Below are 19,007 nucleotides of genomic sequence, written 5' to 3'. Positions count from 1 at the left end.
GGCGATGACGGAAGCGGACAGGACCCTCCAGAGCAGGTTGCAGCGGGCGCTCGATACCGGGGCGCCCGTTCACGCGTCCGCGGTGGCCCTCCACGGGCGGGCGCTGTTGATCCTCGGCCGGTCCGGCAGCGGAAAATCCACCCTCGCGCTGCAACTCATGGCGCATGGAGCCGGCCTGCTGGCCGATGACGGGGCGCTGCTTGCGGCGGAAGCCGGCGGCATTCGGATCGGTTGCCCGGCGGCGATCCGGGGCCGGATCGAGGCCCGCGGCCTCGGCCTTCTGGAAGCGCCCGCGGCCGCACCGGCGCGGCTTCATGCCGTCGTCGATCTGGATGCAATCGAAGCGGATCGCCTGCCCGAGCCGCGCGCGCTTACGTTGTCGGGACATTCCGTCTCCTTGTTTTCGAAGGTGGATGGGCCACATTTTGCCCCGGCGCTCCTGCTGGTTCTGCGGGCGGCGGGCGCGGGTGAAAAGGAAAACGCGCAATGAGCGATCCAAGGCCGGACGGTCAGAAACTGGTGCTGGTGACGGGCCCTTCCGGCGCGGGGCGCTCCAGTGCCATCCACGTGCTGGAAGACCTCGGCTTCGAGGCGATCGACAACATGCCGCTCACGCTGGTGCCGCGCCTGCTGGACGGCGCCGCTTCAGGGCGGCCGCTGGCGCTGGGAATCGATGCGCGCAACCGGGATTTCTCGGCCAACGCCATGGCCGAGCTGATCGATGCGCTGACCGCCCGCAGCGATGTTTCGGTGGAGCTGCTTTTCCTGGATTGCCGCCCGGAGGTTCTGCTGCGGCGATTCTCGGAGACGCGGCGGCGCCACCCGCTTGCCCCGGCCGACGCGCCCATCATCGGCATCGAGGCCGAGATGGATCTGCTTCTGCCCGCCCGCAAGCGCGCCGACGTGCTGATCGACACCAGCGAACTCACCCCGCACGAGCTGCGCGCCGAGGTGGAGCGCTGGTTCGCCCCGGAAAGCGGGCAGCGGCTGGCGGTTTCGGTTCAGAGCTTCTCCTACAAACGCGGCACGCCGCGGGGGATCGACATGATCTTCGATTGCCGCTTCCTCGCCAATCCCTACTGGGAGCCCGCGTTGCGCGCGCTCGACGGGCGCGACGGGGCCGTGCAGGATTACGTCGCGTCCGATCCCCGCTTCGCGGCCTTCTTCGCGAAGGTGCTGGATCTTTCCGAACTGCTGCTGCCTGCCTATATCGAGGAGGGCAAGGCGCATCTCTCTATCGGGTTCGGATGCACCGGCGGGCAGCACCGCTCGGTCACAATGGCTGAAAAACTTGCACATGCGCTTGCACAAGCCGGATGGCAGGTGTCTATAAGGCACCGGGAACTTGAACGTCGGGCGTCACTCCCGCCCGACAAGCACTAGGATGAATGCGTGATCGGCATCGTGATTGTCGCACACGGGGGGCTGGCCGGGGAATACCTGTCCGCTGTCGAACATGTCGTCGGCAGGCAGCCGGGCATGCGCGCCATCACCATCGGCGCCGAGGATGACCGCAGCCAGAAGCAGGAAGAAATCTGCGCCGCTGCCGACGCCGTGGACACGGGGGATGGTGTCGTGGTGGTGACGGACATGTTCGGCGGATCGCCCTCCAACCTTTCGCTGCGGGCCTGCAGCCCTTCGAACCGGATGATTCTCTACGGGGCCAACCTGCCGATGCTGATCAAGCTGGCGAAAAGCCGGAGCAAACCGGTGGAGGTGGCCGTTGAGGCCGCGAAGGCCGCAGGCCGGAAATACATAAACAGTTACGACGTTTCGTCGGGCTGAGGGACATTATGACAGAACGCCGTTCTTTGAAGATCATCAACGAGAAGGGCTTGCATGCCCGCGCATCCGCGAAACTCGTGGAAGTTGTAGAAGCCCATGACGCCGAGGCCGAGATCTCGCGGGATGGCATATCGGCATCAGGGGATTCCATCATGGGGCTTTTGATGTTGGCAGCCTCCAAGGGAACCACTATTGATGTAGAGACGCGTGGGCCCGAAGCCGCAAAACTTGCCGATGCCCTCGAAGCCCTCGTGGCAGACAGGTTCGGCGAGTCCTTCTGACCCGCGCCGCACGGCAAGCACGGGGCGCACAACATGGACAATTCGGGCCAGGGCCGGGCTCCCGCTAAAGGCGATTACGTGCCGTATGACAAGCGGCAGCTTTCCTACGCCAACACCTTTCCCAACCCGTTCAAGGCCAACGTGATCCGCACCTTGGAGTGGTGCACGGGCAAGATCCCGATCCTGCGCCGCATCCGCCGGTTCGAGCGCGAAGGCGTTGAGGAGGGGCAGGCCTTCTGGTCCCACGCGCTGCGGATCATGGGGGTGGAACTGCTGACGCCGCCCGATCAGATCGCGCGCATTCCCAAGGAAGGCCCCGTCGTCATCGTGGCGAACCACCCGCATGGGCTGGTCGACGGGATCGTGCTGGCCGAGCTGGTGGGCCGTGTGCGCACCGATTACAAGATCCTCACCCGCTCGCTTCTGACGGGCGTGGAAGAGGTGAAGGATTTCATGATCCCGGTGCCGTTCCCCCACGAGGAGAACGCCCAGAAACTGAACCTCGAAATGCGGCGCCAGGCCATGGCGCATCTTGCCGACGGCGGGGTGATCGTGCTGTTTCCCTCCGGTGTCGTGGCCACGTCGGACACGTGGTTCGGCCCGGTGATCGAGCGCGAATGGAACCCCTTCACCTCCAAGATGGTGAAGCGCTCAGGCGCGACGGTGGTTCCGGTCTATTTTCCGGGGCAGAATTCCCGCGCCTACCAGATCGCCAACCAGATCTCGGCCACGCTGCGGCAGGGGCTTCTTCTGCACGAGGTCGCCCATGCGCTGAACCGGCCGCAGGCGCCGGTGGTCGGATACCCGATTACCCCGGAAGAGATCGCGCGGTGGGAAGGCAACGCCCGCGAATTCGTCGCCTACCTGCGGGAACGGACGCTTGCATTGCGCACCCAACCGGAAGCGCGGGGGCTTTCGCTCGCCGGAGCAGCCGCGCTGAGGCCGCTGGCGAAAGGGTAGCGGCTGGCTGAACAGCCTGTTCGCAGCTCTACCCGGCCGGAGCCGCCTCTGGCCGCCCTCGGAGCGCCCTTTCATCAGGGGCGGGCTGGGCAAAAAGCCGTGCATACCTTCCTCCCTGCCTATGCCCTCCCACGCGCACGGCTGGCGCAAGGTTGGCGGGGTCGTGCGATACTGGGCGAACTTCGTGGAGATCGCGCTGGAGGCGAGCGTTCTGGAGGATCCCCGATGGTGCGCGCATCTGCCCAAGGCCTTTTCGGCCATCAGCCACCAGCTTGGGCCCTTCTACGGCGAAGCGCGGCTGTTGCGGGGCTACGAGATCTCCCGCAGAGGGGCGCTCCTGATCCGCACGCAGGGTGTTCCCGATACGCCAGACGGCATGTCGGAGCGATCCCCCGTCTCGCCCTGGTGGACGGGTGTGCCGCCCGAGCCGGCAATCGCCTGCGTGATCGGCGCGCCCTATGCGGAGCATTGGCCCGGTCGGAAGGGCCGGGCTGACCGGAGAGCGCTTTCGTTCTGTCAGCCGGCTGCCTGGGGGCGGGACGGCGCAGGTTATGCCGTTCCCGAAGATCTGGCCCAGCGGCCCGCGGGAAACTCCGGCGCGCACACTCTGCAGGAGGCGCTGGCGCAGCAGAACGCTCCGCCCTCGCTGCCGCCGGTCTTTCCCTTCTGACCCCGGTCAGCGGGTGGGCACGGGTGTCTCGCCGCGATAGTCGTAGAAGCCCCGCTTCGTCTTGCGGCCCAGCCAGCCGGCCTCGACGTATTTGGTCAGGAGGGGGCAGGGGCGATACTTGGTGTCCGCAAGCCCCTCGTGCAGCACGTTCATGATCGCAAGGCAGGTGTCGAGCCCGATGAAATCGGCCAGTTCCAGCGGGCCCATCGGGTGGTTGGCGCCCAGTTTCATCGAGGTGTCGATCGATTGCACGCTGCCCACGCCCTCGTAGAGCGTGTAGATCGCCTCGTTGATCATCGGCATCAGGATGCGGTTGACGATGAAGGCCGGGAAATCCTCGGCGGAGGCCGCCGTCTTGCCCAGCCGCTCCACCACGCCGAGGCAGGTGTTGTAGGTGGCTTCGTCGGTGGCGATGCCGCGGATCAGCTCCACGAGCTGCATGATCGGCACCGGGTTCATGAAGTGGAACCCCATGAACTTCTCCGGCCGGTCGGTGCGCGAGGCGAGGCGCGTGATCGAGATCGAGGAGGTGTTGGAGGTGAGGATCGTTTCGGGCTTCAGGTGCGGGATCAGGTCTTCGAAGATGGCCTGCTTGATCGTCTCGCGCTCGGTTGCGGCCTCGATCACGAGGTCGGATTGGCCGAGGTCGGCGAGCGTCAGCGTGGTGCTGATGCGCGCGATCGCGGCGTCCATTTCCTCCTGCGTGATGACACCCTTGCCGACCTGCCTGTCCATGTTGCGCCGGATCAGGGAGACCGCCCGATCCAGGCTTTCCTGCGCGATGTCGTTGAGCTTCACCTCGTATCCCGCAAGCGCGAAGACATGGGCGATACCGTTGCCCATCTGGCCCGCGCCTACGATTCCGACCGTCTTGATATCCATGGATGTGCCTCGCTGAAAATCCCCGTGACACTAATCGTTTGCCGCGGGAAACCGCAAGGGCGCGCGGGCCGGAAATGGCCTGTCTGAGGGGCGTTAAGCCTTTTGAAATGCCGAGCTGTCAGTGTGGGCCTCCATCCAGTTGCCGGAGGGCACAGCCGTGGAGAGTGACGACGGGAAGACCTGGAACGACGAGGAGGATTGGCGCAACAGCGTGGTTCAGGCGCCGCAGGGAGCTGCGGCACGTAAGGGGCCGGCGAGAATCCTGTTTCTTGGCGGCACGCTGACCGCCGGGCGCGGCCTGAAGGCCCCGTTCGTCGAACAGATCACACGGGCGCTCGGCGAGCCTGCGGCCTGCTGCGCGGTGCCCAACGCGGGCGTCGATGCCTATCTCGCCATGGCGACGGGGCCGCAGGCGGGGTCTGCCGCGGCGGTGACCGTCATCGAAACGCCGGGCATCCACGGGCTGTCGAACCGGTTCTACCGGGTACACCGCAAGCGCAACGATCGCTTCATCGCGCCGGAGCCGCCGCTCAAGGCTTTGTTTCCGAACGTGGATTTCGCGGGAATCAATTTCGTCGGCCACCTCACGCGGGTGCTGCGGGCGGAAAACCCGGCCGCCTACGCCCTGGTCGAGGCCGAACTTCGGGCGCAGTGGGCACGGAAGATGCGGGAACTGATCGGGATCCTGGGGCCGAAGGTGCTGCTGATGACGCCACGGCCGGAAGATGAAACGGGCCCGCGTGCGGATGTTCTGGCGGGCGGTGTCACCCAGGAGATGCTCGAAGACCTCGCGGCGCAGACGGGGGCGCGGGTTCTGGAATGCGTGCTGCCGGAGCCCCGCAGCCTGCCCTATCCGATCGTGCCGGGGCCCCTGGCCCATGATCTGATCGCCCGCCGCCTGATCACGGAGTTGCGCGGGGCGCTGCCGCGCCGAAAGGGTGAGCCGGCGGTGCAGGGGCCGGGGCTGGTTTGAAGAGGGCGAGCGAGCAGGCGCCGTGAAACGGAAAAGGCCCGCCACGGGGGCGGGCCTCAGGTGTTCCTGACGGGGCCGGGCACAGGCCCGGCCGCGCGATATCAGCCGAGTTTCTCGGTCAGTTCCGGCACGGCCTGGAACAGATCGGCCACGAGGCCGAAATCGGCCACCTGGAAGATCGGCGCTTCTTCGTCCTTGTTGATGGCGACGATGATCTTGGAGTCCTTCATGCCGGCGAGGTGCTGGATCGCACCGGAGATGCCGCAGGCGATGTAGAGCTCGGGCGCAACCACCTTGCCCGTCTGACCCACTTGCCAATCGTTCGGGGCGTAGCCGGAGTCCACCGCGGCGCGGGAGGCGCCCACGGCGGCGCCCAGCTTGTCGGCCAGCGCTTCGATGATCTTGAAGTCTTCCTCGGAGCCCACGCCGCGGCCGCCGGAGACGACGATGCCGGCGCTGGTCAGCTCGGGGCGATCGCTCTCGGCCACCTTGTCCTCGACCCAGGAGGCGAGGCCGGTATCGGTTGCGCCGCCGATGGTTTCCACCGGGGCCGCGCCGCCTTCGCCGGCCGCGTCGAAGGTGGAGGTGCGGAAGGTGATGACCTTCTTGGCGTCGGAGGATTTCACCGTCTGGATCGCGTTGCCGGCGTAGATCGGGCGCTCGAAGGTCTCGCCGTCCACGACGGCCGTCACGTCCGAGATCACCATCGCGTCCAGAAGCGCGGCCACGCGGGGCATCACGTTCTTGGCGTCGGTGGTGGCCGGGGCGACGATGTGCTCGTAGCCATCGGCCAGCGAGACGATCAGCGCCGCGGTGTTCTCGGCGAGGCGGTGGCCCAGCGCCGGATCCTCGGCGACGAGCACCTTGGACACGCCGTCGATCTTGGCGGCGGCTTCACCGGCGGCGGCGGCGGAGGCGCCGGCGGCCAGCACGGTGACGTCACCCAGCGCTTTCGCGGCGGTCACGGCCTTGGCGGTGGCGTCCAGCGCCAGTTCGCCGTTGTTCACTTCGGCAAGGAGAAGAACAGCCATTACACAGCCCCCGCTTCTTTGAGTTTCGCAACCAGCTCATCCACGGAGCCCACGATGATCCCGGCGGCGCGGGCCTCGGGCTCCTTGGTGGAGACGACGGTGAGGCGCGGCGTGACATCGACGCCGTAGTCGGCGGCGGTCTTCTCGTCCAGCGGCTTCTTCTTCGCCTTCATGATGTTGGGCAGGGAGGCGTAGCGCGGCTCGTTCAGGCGCAGGTCCGCGGTGATGATGGCGGGCATCTTCACTGCGATGGTCTGCAGGCCGCCGTCCACCTCGCGGGTGACCTTGGCGGTGTCGCCCTCGATGTCCACCTCGGAGGCGAAGGTCGCCTGGGACCAGCCCAGCAGCGCCGAAAGCATCTGGCCGGTGGCGTTCATGTCGTTGTCGATCGCCTGCTTGCCGGCGATCACCAGCCCGGGCTGCTCTTCTTCCACGACCTTGGCGAGGATCTTGGCAACGGCGAGCGGCTCGATGTCCTGGTGGACGTCATCGGCGGCGACCACGAGGATGGCGCGGTCCGCACCCATGGCCAGAGCGGTGCGCAGGGTTTCCTGGGCCTGCTTCACGCCGATGGAGACGACGACGATCTCGTCGGCCTTGCCCTTTTCCTTCAGGCGGATGGCTTCCTCGACGGCGATTTCGTCGAAGGGGTTCATCGACATTTTGACGTTGGCGAGATCGACACCCGTGCCGTCCGCTTTGACGCGGACCTTCACGTTGTAGTCGATCACGCGTTTGACAGGCACCAATACCTTCATCGCGTTTTTCTCCTTAAAAACCTCTCCCCGCGAATGGCGGGGCCTCAAGCTCTCGATTGAGTAAGTAGCGTCAAGCGCTCGGATAAAACAGGGCAAAATCGACAGGAAAGGGCCCGGCGACGCCGCGTTTTGTTTCCGATTGACGCCAGGGCATGCCTTTGTGCCCGGAATGGAAGGAATTCACCCGCCGGCCCGGTGCCCGCGACAGAATCGCCGGGTTGCGCAGGGCCGGGCGGCGCTGCCCCGAGCCGGGCGGCACCGGCGCGGCAGGGGGCGGGAGGGATCAGCGGTTCGCACCAGGCACCCAGAGCACGTCGGCGCGGCCGTCGTCATTGGCGATGCGCGAGGCGACGAAGCACCAGTCGCTCAGGCGGTTGAGGTATTTCACGGCGGCCGGGTTGATCATCTCCATCGTCGCCAGTTCCACGGCAAGGCGCTCGGCGCGGCGTGTGACGGTGCGGCAGAGATGCAGGTGGGCGGCCAGCGCGCTGCCGCCGGGCAGCACGAAGGAGCGCAGCGGTTCGAGCGCGGCGTTCATCGCGTCGATCTCGCTTTCGAGCCGGGCCACCTGCGCATCGCTCATGCGCAGCGGCGGATAGTCGGCCTCGGTATCCTTCTCCATGTCGGGGCGGCAGAGATCGGCGCCGAGATCGAAAAGATCGTTCTGGATGGCGGCCAGGCGCGCGTCCATCTCGCCCTCGGCGTGGAGCCGGGCGAGGCCGAAGGTGGCGTTGGCCTCGTCCACGGTGCCGTAGGCGTTGACCCGCGCGGAATGCTTGGCCACGCGTGCGCCGTTGCCGAGCGCGGTTTCCCCGGCGTCGCCGGTCTTGGTGTAGATCTTGCTGAGAACGACCATGTCAGCCTCCGGACCGGCGCAGGTAGACGAAGAGAAGGATCAGTGCCACGGCCACGGCCTGGGCGATGATCCGATACCGCATGATGCGGTTGGCGTGTTTGCGGTTGAAATCGCCGCCACGGGCGAAGCCGCCGATCCCGATCATCAGGATGACGAGAACGAGAAGGGCCGCGCCAGCGACGACGATGAAGAGCGGATCCGAAAGCATGTGGGCTCCGTGTTTGGTGTGTCTGCGTCCATGTAGCCGGCGCGGGGCGGAAGGCGAATGCGTTTTGACGACACACGCGCGCTCACGCGCAACGCCTGTCTGGCACGCTAGCCCTTCACGAGCAGCCGATCCAGCGCCCGCGTCGAGAGCAGCCGGCGCAGGGTGCCCATGATGTAGGTGGGCGTCGTCACGTAGTAGCGCGCGCGCGGGCGGCGGGATTCCAGCGCATGCACGAGCTTCTTCGTCACCGCTTCGGCCGGCAGTTCGAACTTGTCGGGGCCGCGGTCCTCGTAAAGGCGCTTGATGAGCTTGCGCCGGTATTGCTCCGCGCGCGGCGAGTTTTCCCAATCGATCCAGCGCTCGAAATGGGGAATCGCGTTCTGGCGGATCCGCGAGGTGATGGGGCCGGGCTCGATCAGAATCACCTCGATCCCGGTGCCCTGCATCTCGATGCGCAGCGTGTCGGTCAGCCCCTCCAGCGCGTATTTCGTCGAGACGTAGGCGCCTCGGAATGGCGCGGCCACAAAACCGAGAATGGAGGAGCAGTTGACGATCCGCCCATGGCCCTGCCGGCGCATCACCGGCAGCACGCGGCGGGTCAGATCGTGGTAGCCGAAGACATTGGTCTCGTAGATCGCGCGCAGGGCCTCGGTGGGCAGATCCTCCACCGCGCCCGGCACGGCGAAGGCCCCGTTGTTGAAGAGCGCATCGAGCGTGCCGCCGCTGCGGGACAGGCATTCTTCCACCGCCTCGGCGATGGACACCGGATCGGTGTAGTCAAGCGGGAAGCTTTCGAGCCCTTCGTCACGGAGCCGTTCGCAATCTTCCTCCTGCCGGCAGGTTGCGAAAACGCGCCAGCCACGTCTGGCCAGCCCGTGGGCCGCGTCGTATCCGATGCCCGTGGAACAGCCCGTGATCAGGACCGTCTTGCCGTTGCTCATGAAGTCACCCTTGCCCGTTGGCGCATCTTGTCTGCGCCGACATTAGGCAAGGGCGGGTTCGGGAGGAACCTCTAATTTCCGGGCGGCTCCGGCGCTTAAGGTGCTGAGCGCGAAAGGAACTTGGCGGACATGTATCCCGTCTGGCCGGACGAGAGATCGCGGATGCGCGCCCAGCCGTTGGCTTCGAGCGCAAGCATTTCGGCTGCAGTGCCGCGCGCGAGCGAGGCCAGCACGCCGTTGGCCGTGGAAGGCCCTGACCGCATGTTCACGCGGCTTCCGGTAACAAACCAGACATCACCATCGGCTGCGGCTGGCACAACTTGCTTCTGCGCCGCTTTTGAAACGTAGCCGGCCGGGGCATCGCTCTTGCCGATGCTCAGCATCTCGGGCGCGATCGGCGCCGAGGTCATCCTGGCGACTCTGCCCGCGGGCGGGAAGGCCTTCGCCGTCGCCGCCTCGACGCTCGGTGCCGGCGCGGCTTCGGCGGCGGCCAGCAGCAGCGGCGTGTCGGCTTCCAGCGAGGCGACCTTGATCTCGGTCGGCAGGCTTTCGGACTGGGTGACCCCCGCCGTCTCCGGCCCCGGATCTCCCGTCGGGATGAAATACATTGCGCCGAACAGGCACAGGCTCAAAATCAAAATCAAACGCACCATAATACTCTTCCCCCGGAGGGTGGCAGCCCTCCTCTCACAACCCGCCGAGCATAGCACGAAACGCTCGAGTCGGGGATTTAACTTCCCCCTTGTTTCAAAGCCGGAAGCCGCGTTCACGGGGAAGAGCGGGGGATCGTTCCCACAATGCGCTGCAGCGTGCGATGCGGCTTTACCTGATCTGGCTTGGGGGGTATCACATCATCTATGAGCGAGCAGACAGACGACAACAACATCATGCCCAACGAGATCGCCGAACCGCTGCGGCGTGCCATCGGTGAGCGCTACCTCACCTATGCGCTCTCCACCATCATGCACCGGGCGCTGCCCGACGCGCGGGACGGCCTGAAGCCGGTTCACCGCCGGATTCTCTACGCCATGCGCGAACTGAAGCTGTCGTCTTCGGGGGGATTCCGCAAATCGGCCAAGATCTCGGGCGACGTGATGGGCAACTACCACCCGCACGGCGACGCCGCGATCTACGACGCCATGGCGCGGCTGGCCCAGGATTTCGCCGTCCGCTACCCGCTGGTCGACGGCCAAGGCAACTTCGGCAACATCGACGGCGACAACCCGGCGGCCTCGCGTTACACCGAAGCCCGGATGACGGTGGCCGCCGAGGCGCTGCTGGAAGGGCTCAACGAGGATGCCGTCGATTTCCGCGAGAACTACGACGGCACGCTGACCGAGCCGGAAGTGCTGCCCGCGAGCTTCCCCAACCTGCTGGCCAACGGCGCCAGCGGCATCGCCGTGGGCATGGCCACCAACATTCCGCCGCACAACATCCCCGAACTGGTGGATGCCTGCCTGCACATGATCAAGACGCCCGACGTGCGCGACGACACGTTGCTGAACTACGTGAAGGGCCCCGATTTCCCCACCGGCGGCGTCTGCGTGGAGCCCGCCGAGAGCATGGCGCAGGCCTACCGCACCGGCCGGGGCGCCTTTCGCCTGCGCTGCCGCTGGACGACGGAGGATCTGGGCCGCGGCCAGTGGCAGATCGTCGTCACCGAGATCCCCTACCAGGTCCAGAAGTCCAAGCTGATCGAGAAGCTGGCGGAGCTGATCCAGACGAAGAAGATCCCGATCCTCGCCGACGTGCGCGACGAGAGCGCCGACGACATCCGGCTGATCCTCGAACCCAAGAGCAAGAACGTCGATCCCGAGGTTCTGATGAACACGCTCTTCCGCAACTCCGACCTGGAGGTGCGGTTCAGCCTCAACATGAACGTGCTGATCGACGGGCGCACGCCCAAGGTGTGCTCGCTCAAGGAGGTGCTGCGCGCCTTCCTCGATCACCGCCGCGACGTGCTGCAGCGGCGCAGCCGGCACCGGCTGGGCAAGATCGATCACCGGCTTGAGGTGCTGGACGGCCTGATCATCGCTTTCCTCAATCTCGACCGCGTGATCGACATCATCCGCTACGACGACGATCCGAAGGCCGCGCTCATGGCAGAGGACTGGGCCGCGCCGCGCGGGCGGGTGGCCTACGAATCCGATTACGTCTCGCCGCTGGACATCGCCGCGGAGGGCGGCACCCGGCTCACCGAGGTGCAGGTCGAGGCGATCCTGAACATGCGCCTGCGCTCCCTGCGCCGGCTCGAGGAGATCGAGCTCGTGCGCGAGCGCGACGCCCTGCGCGCCGAGCGCGAGGGGCTGCTGGAGCTCCTCGGCAGCGAGGAGCTGCAATGGGCGCGGATCAGCGAGCAGCTGCGCGAAACCAAGCAGCAGTTCGGCAAGGATTACGAAGGCGGCAAGCGCCGCACCAGCTTCGCCGAGGCCGCCGAGGTGGAAGAGGTGCCGCTGGAAGCGATGATCGAGCGCGAGCCGATCACGGTGGTCTGCTCCAAGATGGGCTGGATCCGCGCGATGAAGGGCCATATCGCCGCCGATCAGCCGCTGAAGTTCCGCGACGGCGACGAGGGGCGCTTCCTGCTCCATGCCGAGACGACGGACAGGATCCTCGTCTTCGGCAGCAACGGGCGCTTCTACACCGTGAGTGCGGCCAACCTGCCCGGCGGGCGGGGCATGGGCGAGCCGCTGCGGCTGATGGTGGATCTGCCCAACGAAGCCGAGATCGTGGATCTGCTGGTGCTGAAGCCCGAAGAAAAGCTGATCGTGGCCTCTTCGGCGGGTGACGGCTTCATCGTGGCGCAGAAGGACGTGGTGGCGCAGACGCGCACCGGCAAGCAGGTGCTCAACGTCAAGGGCGAGGATCGCGCGGTGATCTGCAAGCCGGTGAAGGGCGATCACGTCGCGGTGGTGAGCCAGAACCGGCGCCTGCTCGTCTTCCCGGTGTCCGAACTGCCCGAGATGAGCCGAGGCAAGGGCGTGCGCCTTCAGAAATACAACATGGCCCGCGGCAAGCAGGGGGTTCTGGAACTGGACGGCGGCCTCTCGGACGTCACCACCTTCACCTTCGCCGAAGGGCTGAGCTGGACGCGGCAGGGCGGCGGCAACCGCACCGAGCCCGACATGTCCCACTGGCTGGGCAAGCGGGCCAGCGTGGGCAAGACAGTCCCGCATGGTTTCCCGCGCGACAACAAGTTCACCTGACCCATGGAGGCGGCGCTGCATACGGAATTTGCCGGGCAGCGCCGCGCTCTCTTCCGGCTGGCGCTGCGCACCGCGCTTCTCACGGTGCTCACGCTCGGCATCTACCGGTTCTGGATGAAAACCCGCCTGCGGCGTTTCTACTGGTCGTCCGTGCGCCCCGGCGGCATCCCGCTGGAATATGCGGGCGAGCCGCTGGAAAAGCTCCTCGGTTTCCTCGTGGCCGTGGTGGTGATGGCCTTCTACCTCGGCGTGGTGAACCTCGCGCTGATGTTCGCCTCCTTCTCGCTGCTGAACTCGGCGATGGCGGCCTACGCGGTCTCCTTCCTCGGGGTGCTGCCGGTGATCTTCTACGCAAGCTACCGCGCGCGGCGCTACATCCTGGCGCGCACCCGCTGGCGGGGCATCCGCTTCGGGCTCGAGCCCGGCGCCTGGGGCTACGCGTGGCGCTGCATCGCCCATTGGCTCGTCACCCTGCTGAGCCTCGGCCTGCTTCTGCCCCGGCAGACCTTCTGGCTGGAGAAATACCGCGCCGACCGGACGCGCTACGGCAGTGCCCGCCTCGTGCAGGGCGGCAGCTGGCGCCAGATGTATGGCCGGGCGATGATGCATGTGCTGATCGGCATCTTCGCAAGCCTTCTGTTTCTTCTCGTCGGGATCAACGGCTCCGAGCCCGGCGCGCTCTGGGGGCTCTGCATATCGCTGCCGTGGCTGCTGGTGGGGCTGATCGCCTACCGGGTGGAGACCTTCCGCTACCTGACGAACCACAAGCGCCTCGGCGGGCTGCGCTTTGCCGCCGCGCCCCGGCTGGGGCGGGTCGTCTGGATCACGGTGCGGGGCTGGATCGGCGTCGTTCTCGTCGTCGGCGGGCTGGCCACGGCGGGCGCCGTGGCGATCACCTTCGCAGTGCATCCCGGCGGCTTTGACGGGGTGATGATGGACGACATGGGCATCGAGACGGGAGAGGCGGAGCCGGACGCGGCGGAGGCGCCCGCGGGCGAGGGTGCTCCGGGCTGGCTGTTCTTCCTCGCGCTGCTGCCGCTGTATTTCGCTGTTTTCACGCTCTACGGGGTGCTGCGCCATGTCTTTCTGACCCTGCCGCTGGCCCGCCACTACGCCGAGACCCTCACGCTTCTTAACCCGCGGGCGCTCGAGGAAATCACCCAGAGGGATCGGGATCATTTTGCCGAGGCCGAGGGTTTCGCCGATGCGCTGGACGTGGGAGCGGCCTTCTGATGGGGGTGCGGATCCACGTCGGCGCGGCGCCGGAGCCGTTTCGCGGATCGGCCCGCTACGTGGATGCCGCGCGGGCTTCGGTTCTTCCGGTGGACCTCGTGATCGACGATACCGCCGCGCCGGATCTGCTGCGGATCATCGCGGCGGACACCGGGGCACCGCCGGCCGCGGGCGCGGCGGCAGAAGGCGAAGCGCTGGCGGAACGTGCGAATGAAGGAGCGGCCGCGAGCGAGGCCCGGCAAGAGGAACAGCAAGACGCCCGGCAAGAGGGCGGGCAAGAGACCGTCGCGCCGGACGCCCCCTTGCCGCCCGCGCCCGGAAACGCCCTGGCCGAATGGCCGCTGGCCTCCATCCGCCGCCTGCGCGATCAGGCCGATCCCTCGATGCTGGCGCTGAAACCGGAAGGGCCCGACCGGCTGGAGCGTCTCTACATCGACGATGCGGAGACGATGCGCCGCCTGCTGGTGCGCTGCCCAGCGCCCGAGCGTGCCGAGCGCCCGGCAAGGCGCGGGCGCATCCTGCTCTGGGCGATCGCGGCGGTGGCCTCGGTGGCGTTGATCCTCTTCGTGCTCGTCCCCAGCATGGCCGACCGGCTGGCCACCCTGCTGCCGCCGGAGGGCGAGCGGGCGCTGGGCGATGCGACGCTCGAACAGATCCGCGACGCGCTGAGCGATGACCCGCTCGCGCCGGTCGCCTTCTGCTCCACGCCGGAGGGCGATGCGGCGCTGCGGGCGCTGGCCGAGCGGCTGACCGACGGCCTCGCGTTGGATCAGCCGCTGCGCCTGCACGTGCTGGACGATCCGATGGTCAATGCCTTCGCGCTGCCGGGCGGGATCGTCGTCTTCTTCCGCGGCATGATCGACGCGGCCGAGGACCCCGGCGAGATCGCGGCGGTGATGGCGCATGAGTTGGGGCACGTGATTTCCCGCGATCCGGCGCGCCACGCGCTGCGGTCGGCGGGCTCCATCGGGGTGCTCGGGCTGCTGCTGGGCGATTTCGCCGGCGGGGCGGTCGTGCTGCTGCTGGCGGAGCAGCTGATCTCGGCCACCTATTCGCAGGAGGCAGAACGCGCGGCCGATGCCTTCGGGCTTGCGCGGATGGAGGCGGCGGGGTTGGACACCGAGCAGATGGCGCGGATGTTCGAGCGGCTCCAGGCGGAAGAGGCCGAAATGGCCGGCTCGGACGGCGCGGAGGGTGCAGACGGCGCAGGGCAACGGGGCGCGGGCATCCTGCGCTACTTCCTGAGCCATCCTCAGACGGCGGAGCGCATCGCCTCCGTGCGGGCCGCCACGGCCCAAAGTGGCGGGGCGGCGGTGCCGGCGCTGGAGCCTGCGCAATGGCAGGCCCTCAAATCCATCTGCGGCCCCTCCGGCGCAGAAACCGGCGCAGTAACCGGCGCGGATCAAGAGAAGGGCTGACCGCGTTTCAGCGCTTGCGCGCGCGCACCCACACGCCGCCCTGGGGGCGCAGCGTGAGCAGCATCACGGGCTTTGGCTCCTTGCCCTCCACGGGATCGAAACGGAAACGCGACAGCAGCGTTCCGAGGACGATGACCATCTCCTGCAGGGCGAATTCCGCACCGATGCAGATCCTCGGGCCATCGCCGAAGGGCAGGTAGGAGAATCGAGCGATCGACTTGCGATCCTGGAAACGTTCCGGCTTGAAGCTGTCCGGATCCTCCCACAGCAGCCGGTTTCGGTGCAGGGCATAGATCGGCAGGATCAGCGGATCCCCCTTGCGCACCTCGCGGCCGATGAGCGTATCGTCTTCTTTTGCCGAACGGATCAGCAGCGCGAAGGGCGGATAGAGGCGCAGGGTTTCCTCGATGATGCAGCGCACGTATGGCATCTTCGCTACGTCGTCGACCACGGCCGTGCGCCCGTTCAGAACGGCGCGGGCTTCCTCCGCGGCCTTCTCCTGCACCTCGGGATCGATCGAGCAGAGGTAGATCGCCCAGGCCAGCGTCAGCGCGCTGGTTTCATGGCCCGCGACGACGAAGGTCAGGAGGTTGTTGCGCAGTTCCTCGGTCGTCATCCTGCGCTTGGTGACGGGATCCTCACCGGCCAGGAACAGATCCGTCAGATCCGGGTTCGGGTTCGGGCCGATGGCGCGGCGCTTCTCGATGGCGCGGTCCACGATCTTCTGCACGTTGGTCAGATCGCGGGCGCTGAACAGGCGGGAGGGGCGCGGGATCCAGAACGGCGCCCCCAGCGCATCCAGCAGGGATACGCGGCCGGTGCGCTTGATGAAACTGTCCAGAGCGCGGTGCATCTGTTCGCGGCTCAGGCTGTCATCGTTGGAAAGGGTCACGTCGGAAATGATCTCGAAGGTCACCTCGATCATCGGGTCCAGTATGTTGAACGGCTCATCGTCCGGGATCCGCGCGATCTTCTCGACGGTGCGCGCCGTGGCCTCCGTCATGATGGGCGCAAGGTTCGCGACGTTGCGATAGGAGAAGATCGGCGCGGCCGTGCGCCGTTGCCACAGCCAGTACTGCCCGTGCGCGACGAATATGCTCTCGCCGATCGCCGTGCGCATGATGTTCACGGCGACTTCCGCCTTCGGGTAGTTCTCCACGTTGTCCTTCAGGATCCGTTTCAGGGCCTGAGGATCCATCACCATGTGCCAGCGGCGCATGGTTTCGCTGGAAAGCATCGGATGAATCGTCGCCGTTTCCGGGATCATCTCAACGAGATTGCGGCGTGCCGTTCTAAGAAAGCGGATGACACCGGTCACGCCCCAGGGTTTCGTCCTGAGAGGGACTTTGATGGGCTCTCTCTTCACCTGAAATGTCCTGCGCAGAAATGCTTTGCGCGCAGTCTACCCACGTCTTGCACGATTGGCACGTGGCAATGCGGCGCGGCGTCAGGCTTTGTGAACTTTCAGCCACACGCCCCCTTCGGGCCGCAGGGTGAGGATCATGACGGGCTTCGGCGCCCGGCCGGGGATGGCCTCGAAGCGGAAGCGCGACAGGAGGGTGGCCAGGATGATCACCGCCTCCTGCAGCGCGAAGCTCGCGCCGATGCAGATGCGGGGGCCGTCGCCGAAGGGCAGGTAGGCGAAGCGGTCGATGGCGCGGGGATCGGCGAAGCGGTCGGGCCGGAAGGCGTCGGGATCGTCCCAGAGCAGGTGGTTGCGGTGCAGCGCGTAGACGGGGATCATCACCGTATCGCCCTTTCGCACCTCGCGCCCACAGAGCGTATCCGGCGCCTGCGCCGTGCGCGACAGGAAGGCCGCCGGCGGGTAGAGCCTCAGGGTTTCGTCGATGATGCGCCGGGTCAGCGGCAGGTTTGGCACGTCCTGCGCGGTGGCGGCGCGCCCCGCGAGAACCGCCTGCGCCTCGCCGCGGGCCGCGGCCTGCACGCCTTCGTCGAAGGCGCAGAGATAGAGCGCCCAACTCAGGGTGAGCGCCGTGGTTTCATGCCCGGCGACGATGAAGGTGAGCAGGTTGTCGCGCAGTTCCGGCGTGCTCATGCGTCGCTTGGTTTCGGGATCTTCGCCGGCCATCATCAGCTCCAGCAGGTCCGGGGTGCCGGTGGCCGGGCGGGTCCTGCGGCTCTCGATGGCGGCATCGGAGACGCGCTTCATCGTCTTCAGCGCCGCGCCGCTCATCACCCGGCCCGGGCGGGGCACCCAGGTGGGCACGCCCACCACGTCCATCAACGACACCTTGGCCGTCTGCGCGATGTAGGCGTCGATGGCCTTGTGCACCTCCTCGCGGTCAAATCCTTCGCCCCCGGAAAAGGTGACGTCCGAGATCACCTCGAAGGTGGCGGTGACCATCTCTTCGAACAGATCCGCCGCGCGCGCGCCGCCGCTCTCGGCGAAGGGCGCCAGCCGGGCGCAGGAGCGCTCCGCCGCGGCCGACATGATCGGCGCCAGCCCCGAGACGTTGCGATGGGAAAAGACCGGCGCCGCCGCCCGGCGCTGCCAGTGCCAATGGGCCCCTTCCGCGATGAACAGGCTCTCCCCGATCGCGGGGCGCAGGATGTTCTTGGTGACGTCGGATTTCGGATAGTCCGCGAGCCTGTCGCGCAGGATGCGCTTGAGGCTGGGCGGGTCCATCACCATGTGCCAACGCTTGCCGGTGCGCCCGGAGACGATGGGCTGCCGGGTGGCGATCTCGGGGATGATTTCCAGAACGTTGCGCCGGGCGGCCTGGAAGGACCGCCAGATGCCCCAGGGCTCCTTCACGAGCGGCACATGGGCGGGCAGGCGCCCGGCATCGGCCGGGGCGGGGCTCTCGGGGCGGATCGGCGCGGACTGTTGCATATCAAAAACCTCGCTTCACAGTATAGGCGCCGCGGGGCGCGGGGCAATTGCGCCGATGGCCCGCCGCTGCTATCGACGGGCTGTGCATACCCGGAGGATTTTCATGCGTTCTTTCCTGTCCCGCCGTGCGGCCCTCGGCCTGCTTGCGCTCCCGCTGCTGGCCGCCTGCGCCGGCGATCCGGAGGTACTGGAGCCTCCGAAGGATCTCGGCGAGTTCCGGTTGGGGCGCTACTTCATCTACGCCGACGACGCGCAGGTGGGACCGCTGTCCAAGGACGTGACGGCCGACGAGTGGGAAAACATCATGTCCGACGCCCTCGTGGAGCGCCTCGGGCGCTACCGGGGCGGCCGCTCCTACGACATCGGGATCAACATCGTGGGCTACGTGGTGGCCGTGCCCGGCGTGCCGGTGGTGGCCTCGCCGAAATCCGTGCTGGTGGCGATGGTGAACATCTGGGATCAGGGCAATCCGAACAAGCTCAACGCCGAGCCCAAGCAGATCACCGTGCTGGAGAGCTTCACCGCCGAGGGGGTGATCTCCTCCGGGCTGACGATGTCCAGCGACGAGCAGATGCAGCAGCTCTCGCGCAACGCGGTGCGCGCGATCGAGGAATGGATCGCCGAGAACCCGGAATGGACGAACCGCCCCTCGCTGCTGGAGGAGGGCGAGATCCCTGCGCCGTCCAAACGCATCTACGACAAGTCCGACGCCCGCGCGGCCGTTTCGGAAAGTGGCGCTTGATTTTTCCGCCACAGTCCCGTAACGAGCGCGCGATGCAGACTCGGGCCGCTGTTGGCCCCCCAGAAAACGAGGCGCCGCGACTATGGCAAAGGAAAAGTTTGAGCGTACGAAACCGCACGTCAACATCGGCACCATTGGCCACGTTGACCACGGCAAGACGACGCTGACCGCAGCGATCACCAAGCAATTCGGTGACTTCAAGGCCTACG

General features: G+C 66.9%; 21 protein-coding genes. 12 read left to right on the top strand and 9 right to left on the bottom strand.

What is annotated here, in order from left to right; all coding sequences use genetic code 11:
• Positions 1 to 4: 4 nt before the first annotated feature.
• The 6 genes from PSA7680_RS15850 to PSA7680_RS15825 all read left to right on the top strand — a co-directional run bounded on the left by PSA7680_RS15850 (position 5) and on the right by PSA7680_RS15825 (position 3,696).
• On the top strand, positions 5 to 490 hold the full coding sequence (locus PSA7680_RS15850) for an HPr kinase/phosphorylase (RefSeq protein ID WP_085869663.1): 486 nt from the start codon (positions 5 to 7) through the stop codon (positions 488 to 490).
• Positions 487 to 1,383, top strand: a complete 897-nt coding sequence (rapZ, locus tag PSA7680_RS15845; protein WP_085869662.1) for an RNase adapter RapZ — start codon at positions 487 to 489, stop codon at positions 1,381 to 1,383. The genes PSA7680_RS15850 and rapZ overlap by 4 nt, the downstream gene beginning before the upstream one ends.
• Positions 1,384 to 1,392: 9 nt before the next feature.
• Positions 1,393 to 1,785 (top strand): PTS sugar transporter subunit IIA, encoded by a 393-nt coding sequence (locus PSA7680_RS15840; protein ID WP_085869661.1) that lies wholly within the window; start codon positions 1,393 to 1,395, stop codon positions 1,783 to 1,785.
• 8 nt (positions 1,786 to 1,793) lie between these two features.
• Positions 1,794 to 2,066, top strand: coding sequence for an HPr family phosphocarrier protein (locus PSA7680_RS15835; RefSeq protein ID WP_085869660.1), 273 nt, complete (start codon positions 1,794 to 1,796; stop codon positions 2,064 to 2,066).
• Positions 2,067 to 2,099: 33 nt separating this feature from the next.
• Positions 2,100 to 3,026 (top strand): lysophospholipid acyltransferase family protein, encoded by a 927-nt coding sequence (locus PSA7680_RS15830; protein ID WP_139838689.1) that lies wholly within the window; start codon positions 2,100 to 2,102, stop codon positions 3,024 to 3,026.
• A 163-nt stretch (positions 3,027 to 3,189) separates the two neighbouring features.
• The gene (locus tag PSA7680_RS15825) at positions 3,190 to 3,696 is read left to right on the top strand and encodes a hypothetical protein (RefSeq protein WP_176244160.1); all 507 of its coding nucleotides are present in this window, start codon (positions 3,190 to 3,192) and stop codon (positions 3,694 to 3,696) included.
• A gap of 6 nt (positions 3,697 to 3,702) precedes the next feature.
• On the opposite strand, the gene PSA7680_RS15820 is transcribed toward PSA7680_RS15825, so the two are convergent.
• The gene (locus tag PSA7680_RS15820; protein WP_085869658.1) at positions 3,703 to 4,578 is read right to left on the bottom strand and encodes a 3-hydroxybutyryl-CoA dehydrogenase; all 876 of its coding nucleotides are present in this window, start codon (positions 4,576 to 4,578) and stop codon (positions 3,703 to 3,705) included.
• A 157-nt stretch (positions 4,579 to 4,735) separates the two neighbouring features.
• Between PSA7680_RS15820 and PSA7680_RS15815 the strand changes: the two genes are divergently transcribed.
• Entirely contained in the window at positions 4,736 to 5,551 is an 816-nt protein-coding gene (locus tag PSA7680_RS15815) for a DUF6473 family protein (protein WP_139838688.1), read from the top strand.
• Between the two features lie 101 nt (positions 5,552 to 5,652).
• Here the strand turns inward: PSA7680_RS15815 and PSA7680_RS15810 are convergent, their stop codons facing one another.
• The 6 genes from PSA7680_RS15810 to PSA7680_RS15785 all read right to left on the bottom strand — a co-directional run bounded on the left by PSA7680_RS15810 (position 5,653) and on the right by PSA7680_RS15785 (position 9,998).
• The gene (locus tag PSA7680_RS15810; protein WP_085869656.1) at positions 5,653 to 6,582 is read right to left on the bottom strand and encodes an electron transfer flavoprotein subunit alpha/FixB family protein; all 930 of its coding nucleotides are present in this window, start codon (positions 6,580 to 6,582) and stop codon (positions 5,653 to 5,655) included.
• Positions 6,582 to 7,340 carry an electron transfer flavoprotein subunit beta/FixA family protein gene (locus tag PSA7680_RS15805; protein WP_085869655.1) on the bottom strand — a complete coding sequence of 253 codons (759 nt, stop codon included), beginning with the start codon at positions 7,338 to 7,340 and terminating at the stop codon, positions 6,582 to 6,584. Before PSA7680_RS15805 ends, PSA7680_RS15810 begins: the two co-directional genes overlap by 1 nt.
• A gap of 283 nt (positions 7,341 to 7,623) precedes the next feature.
• Positions 7,624 to 8,196, bottom strand: coding sequence for a cob(I)yrinic acid a,c-diamide adenosyltransferase (locus PSA7680_RS15800; protein ID WP_085869654.1), 573 nt, complete (start codon positions 8,194 to 8,196; stop codon positions 7,624 to 7,626).
• Position 8,197: 1 nt separating this feature from the next.
• Complete coding sequence (locus PSA7680_RS15795; RefSeq protein ID WP_085869653.1) at positions 8,198 to 8,404, bottom strand: twin transmembrane helix small protein; 207 nt, start codon at positions 8,402 to 8,404, stop codon at positions 8,198 to 8,200.
• Between the two features lie 107 nt (positions 8,405 to 8,511).
• Positions 8,512 to 9,345 (bottom strand): SDR family oxidoreductase, encoded by an 834-nt coding sequence (locus tag PSA7680_RS15790; protein WP_085869652.1) that lies wholly within the window; start codon positions 9,343 to 9,345, stop codon positions 8,512 to 8,514.
• A 95-nt stretch (positions 9,346 to 9,440) separates the two neighbouring features.
• Complete coding sequence (locus tag PSA7680_RS15785) at positions 9,441 to 9,998, bottom strand: SH3 domain-containing protein (RefSeq protein ID WP_085869651.1); 558 nt, start codon at positions 9,996 to 9,998, stop codon at positions 9,441 to 9,443.
• 204 nt (positions 9,999 to 10,202) lie between these two features.
• Between PSA7680_RS15785 and PSA7680_RS15780 the strand changes: the two genes are divergently transcribed.
• Genes PSA7680_RS15780 through PSA7680_RS15770 form a run of 3 tightly spaced genes read left to right on the top strand, consistent with a single transcriptional unit; the run spans position 10,203 to position 15,202 of the window.
• A complete protein-coding gene (locus tag PSA7680_RS15780; RefSeq protein WP_085869650.1) occupies positions 10,203 to 12,551 on the top strand; it encodes a DNA topoisomerase IV subunit A in 2,349 nt (782 codons plus the stop codon).
• Between the two features lie 3 nt (positions 12,552 to 12,554).
• Positions 12,555 to 13,784 (top strand): DUF898 family protein, encoded by a 1,230-nt coding sequence (locus PSA7680_RS15775; protein ID WP_085869649.1) that lies wholly within the window; start codon positions 12,555 to 12,557, stop codon positions 13,782 to 13,784.
• Complete coding sequence (locus PSA7680_RS15770; protein ID WP_085869648.1) at positions 13,784 to 15,202, top strand: M48 family metallopeptidase; 1,419 nt, start codon at positions 13,784 to 13,786, stop codon at positions 15,200 to 15,202. The genes PSA7680_RS15775 and PSA7680_RS15770 overlap by 1 nt, the downstream gene beginning before the upstream one ends.
• Before the next feature lie 7 nt (positions 15,203 to 15,209).
• Here the strand turns inward: PSA7680_RS15770 and PSA7680_RS15765 are convergent, their stop codons facing one another.
• The gene (locus PSA7680_RS15765) at positions 15,210 to 16,439 is read right to left on the bottom strand and encodes a cytochrome P450 (protein ID WP_245824690.1); all 1,230 of its coding nucleotides are present in this window, start codon (positions 16,437 to 16,439) and stop codon (positions 15,210 to 15,212) included.
• 210 nt (positions 16,440 to 16,649) lie between these two features.
• A complete protein-coding gene (locus tag PSA7680_RS15760; RefSeq protein WP_085869646.1) occupies positions 16,650 to 18,056 on the bottom strand; it encodes a cytochrome P450 in 1,407 nt (468 codons plus the stop codon).
• A gap of 103 nt (positions 18,057 to 18,159) precedes the next feature.
• Here PSA7680_RS15760 and PSA7680_RS15755 point away from each other — a divergent pair, with 103 nt between their 5' ends.
• Both PSA7680_RS15755 and PSA7680_RS15750 read left to right on the top strand, forming a co-directional pair.
• Positions 18,160 to 18,798, top strand: coding sequence for a hypothetical protein (locus PSA7680_RS15755; RefSeq protein WP_085869645.1), 639 nt, complete (start codon positions 18,160 to 18,162; stop codon positions 18,796 to 18,798).
• An 82-nt stretch (positions 18,799 to 18,880) separates the two neighbouring features.
• A partial coding sequence (locus PSA7680_RS15750) for a GTP-binding protein (RefSeq protein ID WP_245824694.1) occupies positions 18,881 to 19,007 on the top strand: 127 nt, incomplete at its 3' end.

It is taken from the genome of Pseudoruegeria aquimaris (assembly GCF_900172235.1).
GTDB lineage: Bacteria > Pseudomonadota > Alphaproteobacteria > Rhodobacterales > Rhodobacteraceae > Pseudoruegeria > Pseudoruegeria aquimaris.
This window is presented reverse-complemented; position numbering and strand designations above follow the sequence as displayed.

Coding starts and splice junctions, on each gene's coding strand:
- PSA7680_RS15850 (WP_085869663.1), top strand. CDS start 5: ATGACGGAAGCGGACAGGACCCTCCAGAGCAGGTTGCAGCGGGCGCTC.
- rapZ (WP_085869662.1), top strand. CDS start 487: ATGAGCGATCCAAGGCCGGACGGTCAGAAACTGGTGCTGGTGACGGGC.
- PSA7680_RS15835 (WP_085869660.1), top strand. CDS start 1,794: ATGACAGAACGCCGTTCTTTGAAGATCATCAACGAGAAGGGCTTGCAT.
- PSA7680_RS15830 (WP_139838689.1), top strand. CDS start 2,100: ATGGACAATTCGGGCCAGGGCCGGGCTCCCGCTAAAGGCGATTACGTG.
- PSA7680_RS15820 (WP_085869658.1), bottom strand. CDS start 4,578: ATGGATATCAAGACGGTCGGAATCGTAGGCGCGGGCCAGATGGGCAAC.
- PSA7680_RS15810 (WP_085869656.1), bottom strand. CDS start 6,582: ATGGCTGTTCTTCTCCTTGCCGAAGTGAACAACGGCGAACTGGCGCTG.
- PSA7680_RS15805 (WP_085869655.1), bottom strand. CDS start 7,340: ATGAAGGTATTGGTGCCTGTCAAACGCGTGATCGACTACAACGTGAAG.
- PSA7680_RS15800 (WP_085869654.1), bottom strand. CDS start 8,196: ATGGTCGTTCTCAGCAAGATCTACACCAAGACCGGCGACGCCGGGGAA.
- PSA7680_RS15795 (WP_085869653.1), bottom strand. CDS start 8,404: ATGCTTTCGGATCCGCTCTTCATCGTCGTCGCTGGCGCGGCCCTTCTC.
- PSA7680_RS15790 (WP_085869652.1), bottom strand. CDS start 9,345: ATGAGCAACGGCAAGACGGTCCTGATCACGGGCTGTTCCACGGGCATC.
- PSA7680_RS15785 (WP_085869651.1), bottom strand. CDS start 9,998: ATGGTGCGTTTGATTTTGATTTTGAGCCTGTGCCTGTTCGGCGCAATG.
- PSA7680_RS15780 (WP_085869650.1), top strand. CDS start 10,203: ATGAGCGAGCAGACAGACGACAACAACATCATGCCCAACGAGATCGCC.
- PSA7680_RS15775 (WP_085869649.1), top strand. CDS start 12,555: ATGGAGGCGGCGCTGCATACGGAATTTGCCGGGCAGCGCCGCGCTCTC.
- PSA7680_RS15770 (WP_085869648.1), top strand. CDS start 13,784: ATGGGGGTGCGGATCCACGTCGGCGCGGCGCCGGAGCCGTTTCGCGGA.
- PSA7680_RS15765 (WP_245824690.1), bottom strand. CDS start 16,439: ATGCTTTCCAGCGAAACCATGCGCCGCTGGCACATGGTGATGGATCCT.
- PSA7680_RS15760 (WP_085869646.1), bottom strand. CDS start 18,056: ATGCAACAGTCCGCGCCGATCCGCCCCGAGAGCCCCGCCCCGGCCGAT.
- PSA7680_RS15755 (WP_085869645.1), top strand. CDS start 18,160: ATGCGTTCTTTCCTGTCCCGCCGTGCGGCCCTCGGCCTGCTTGCGCTC.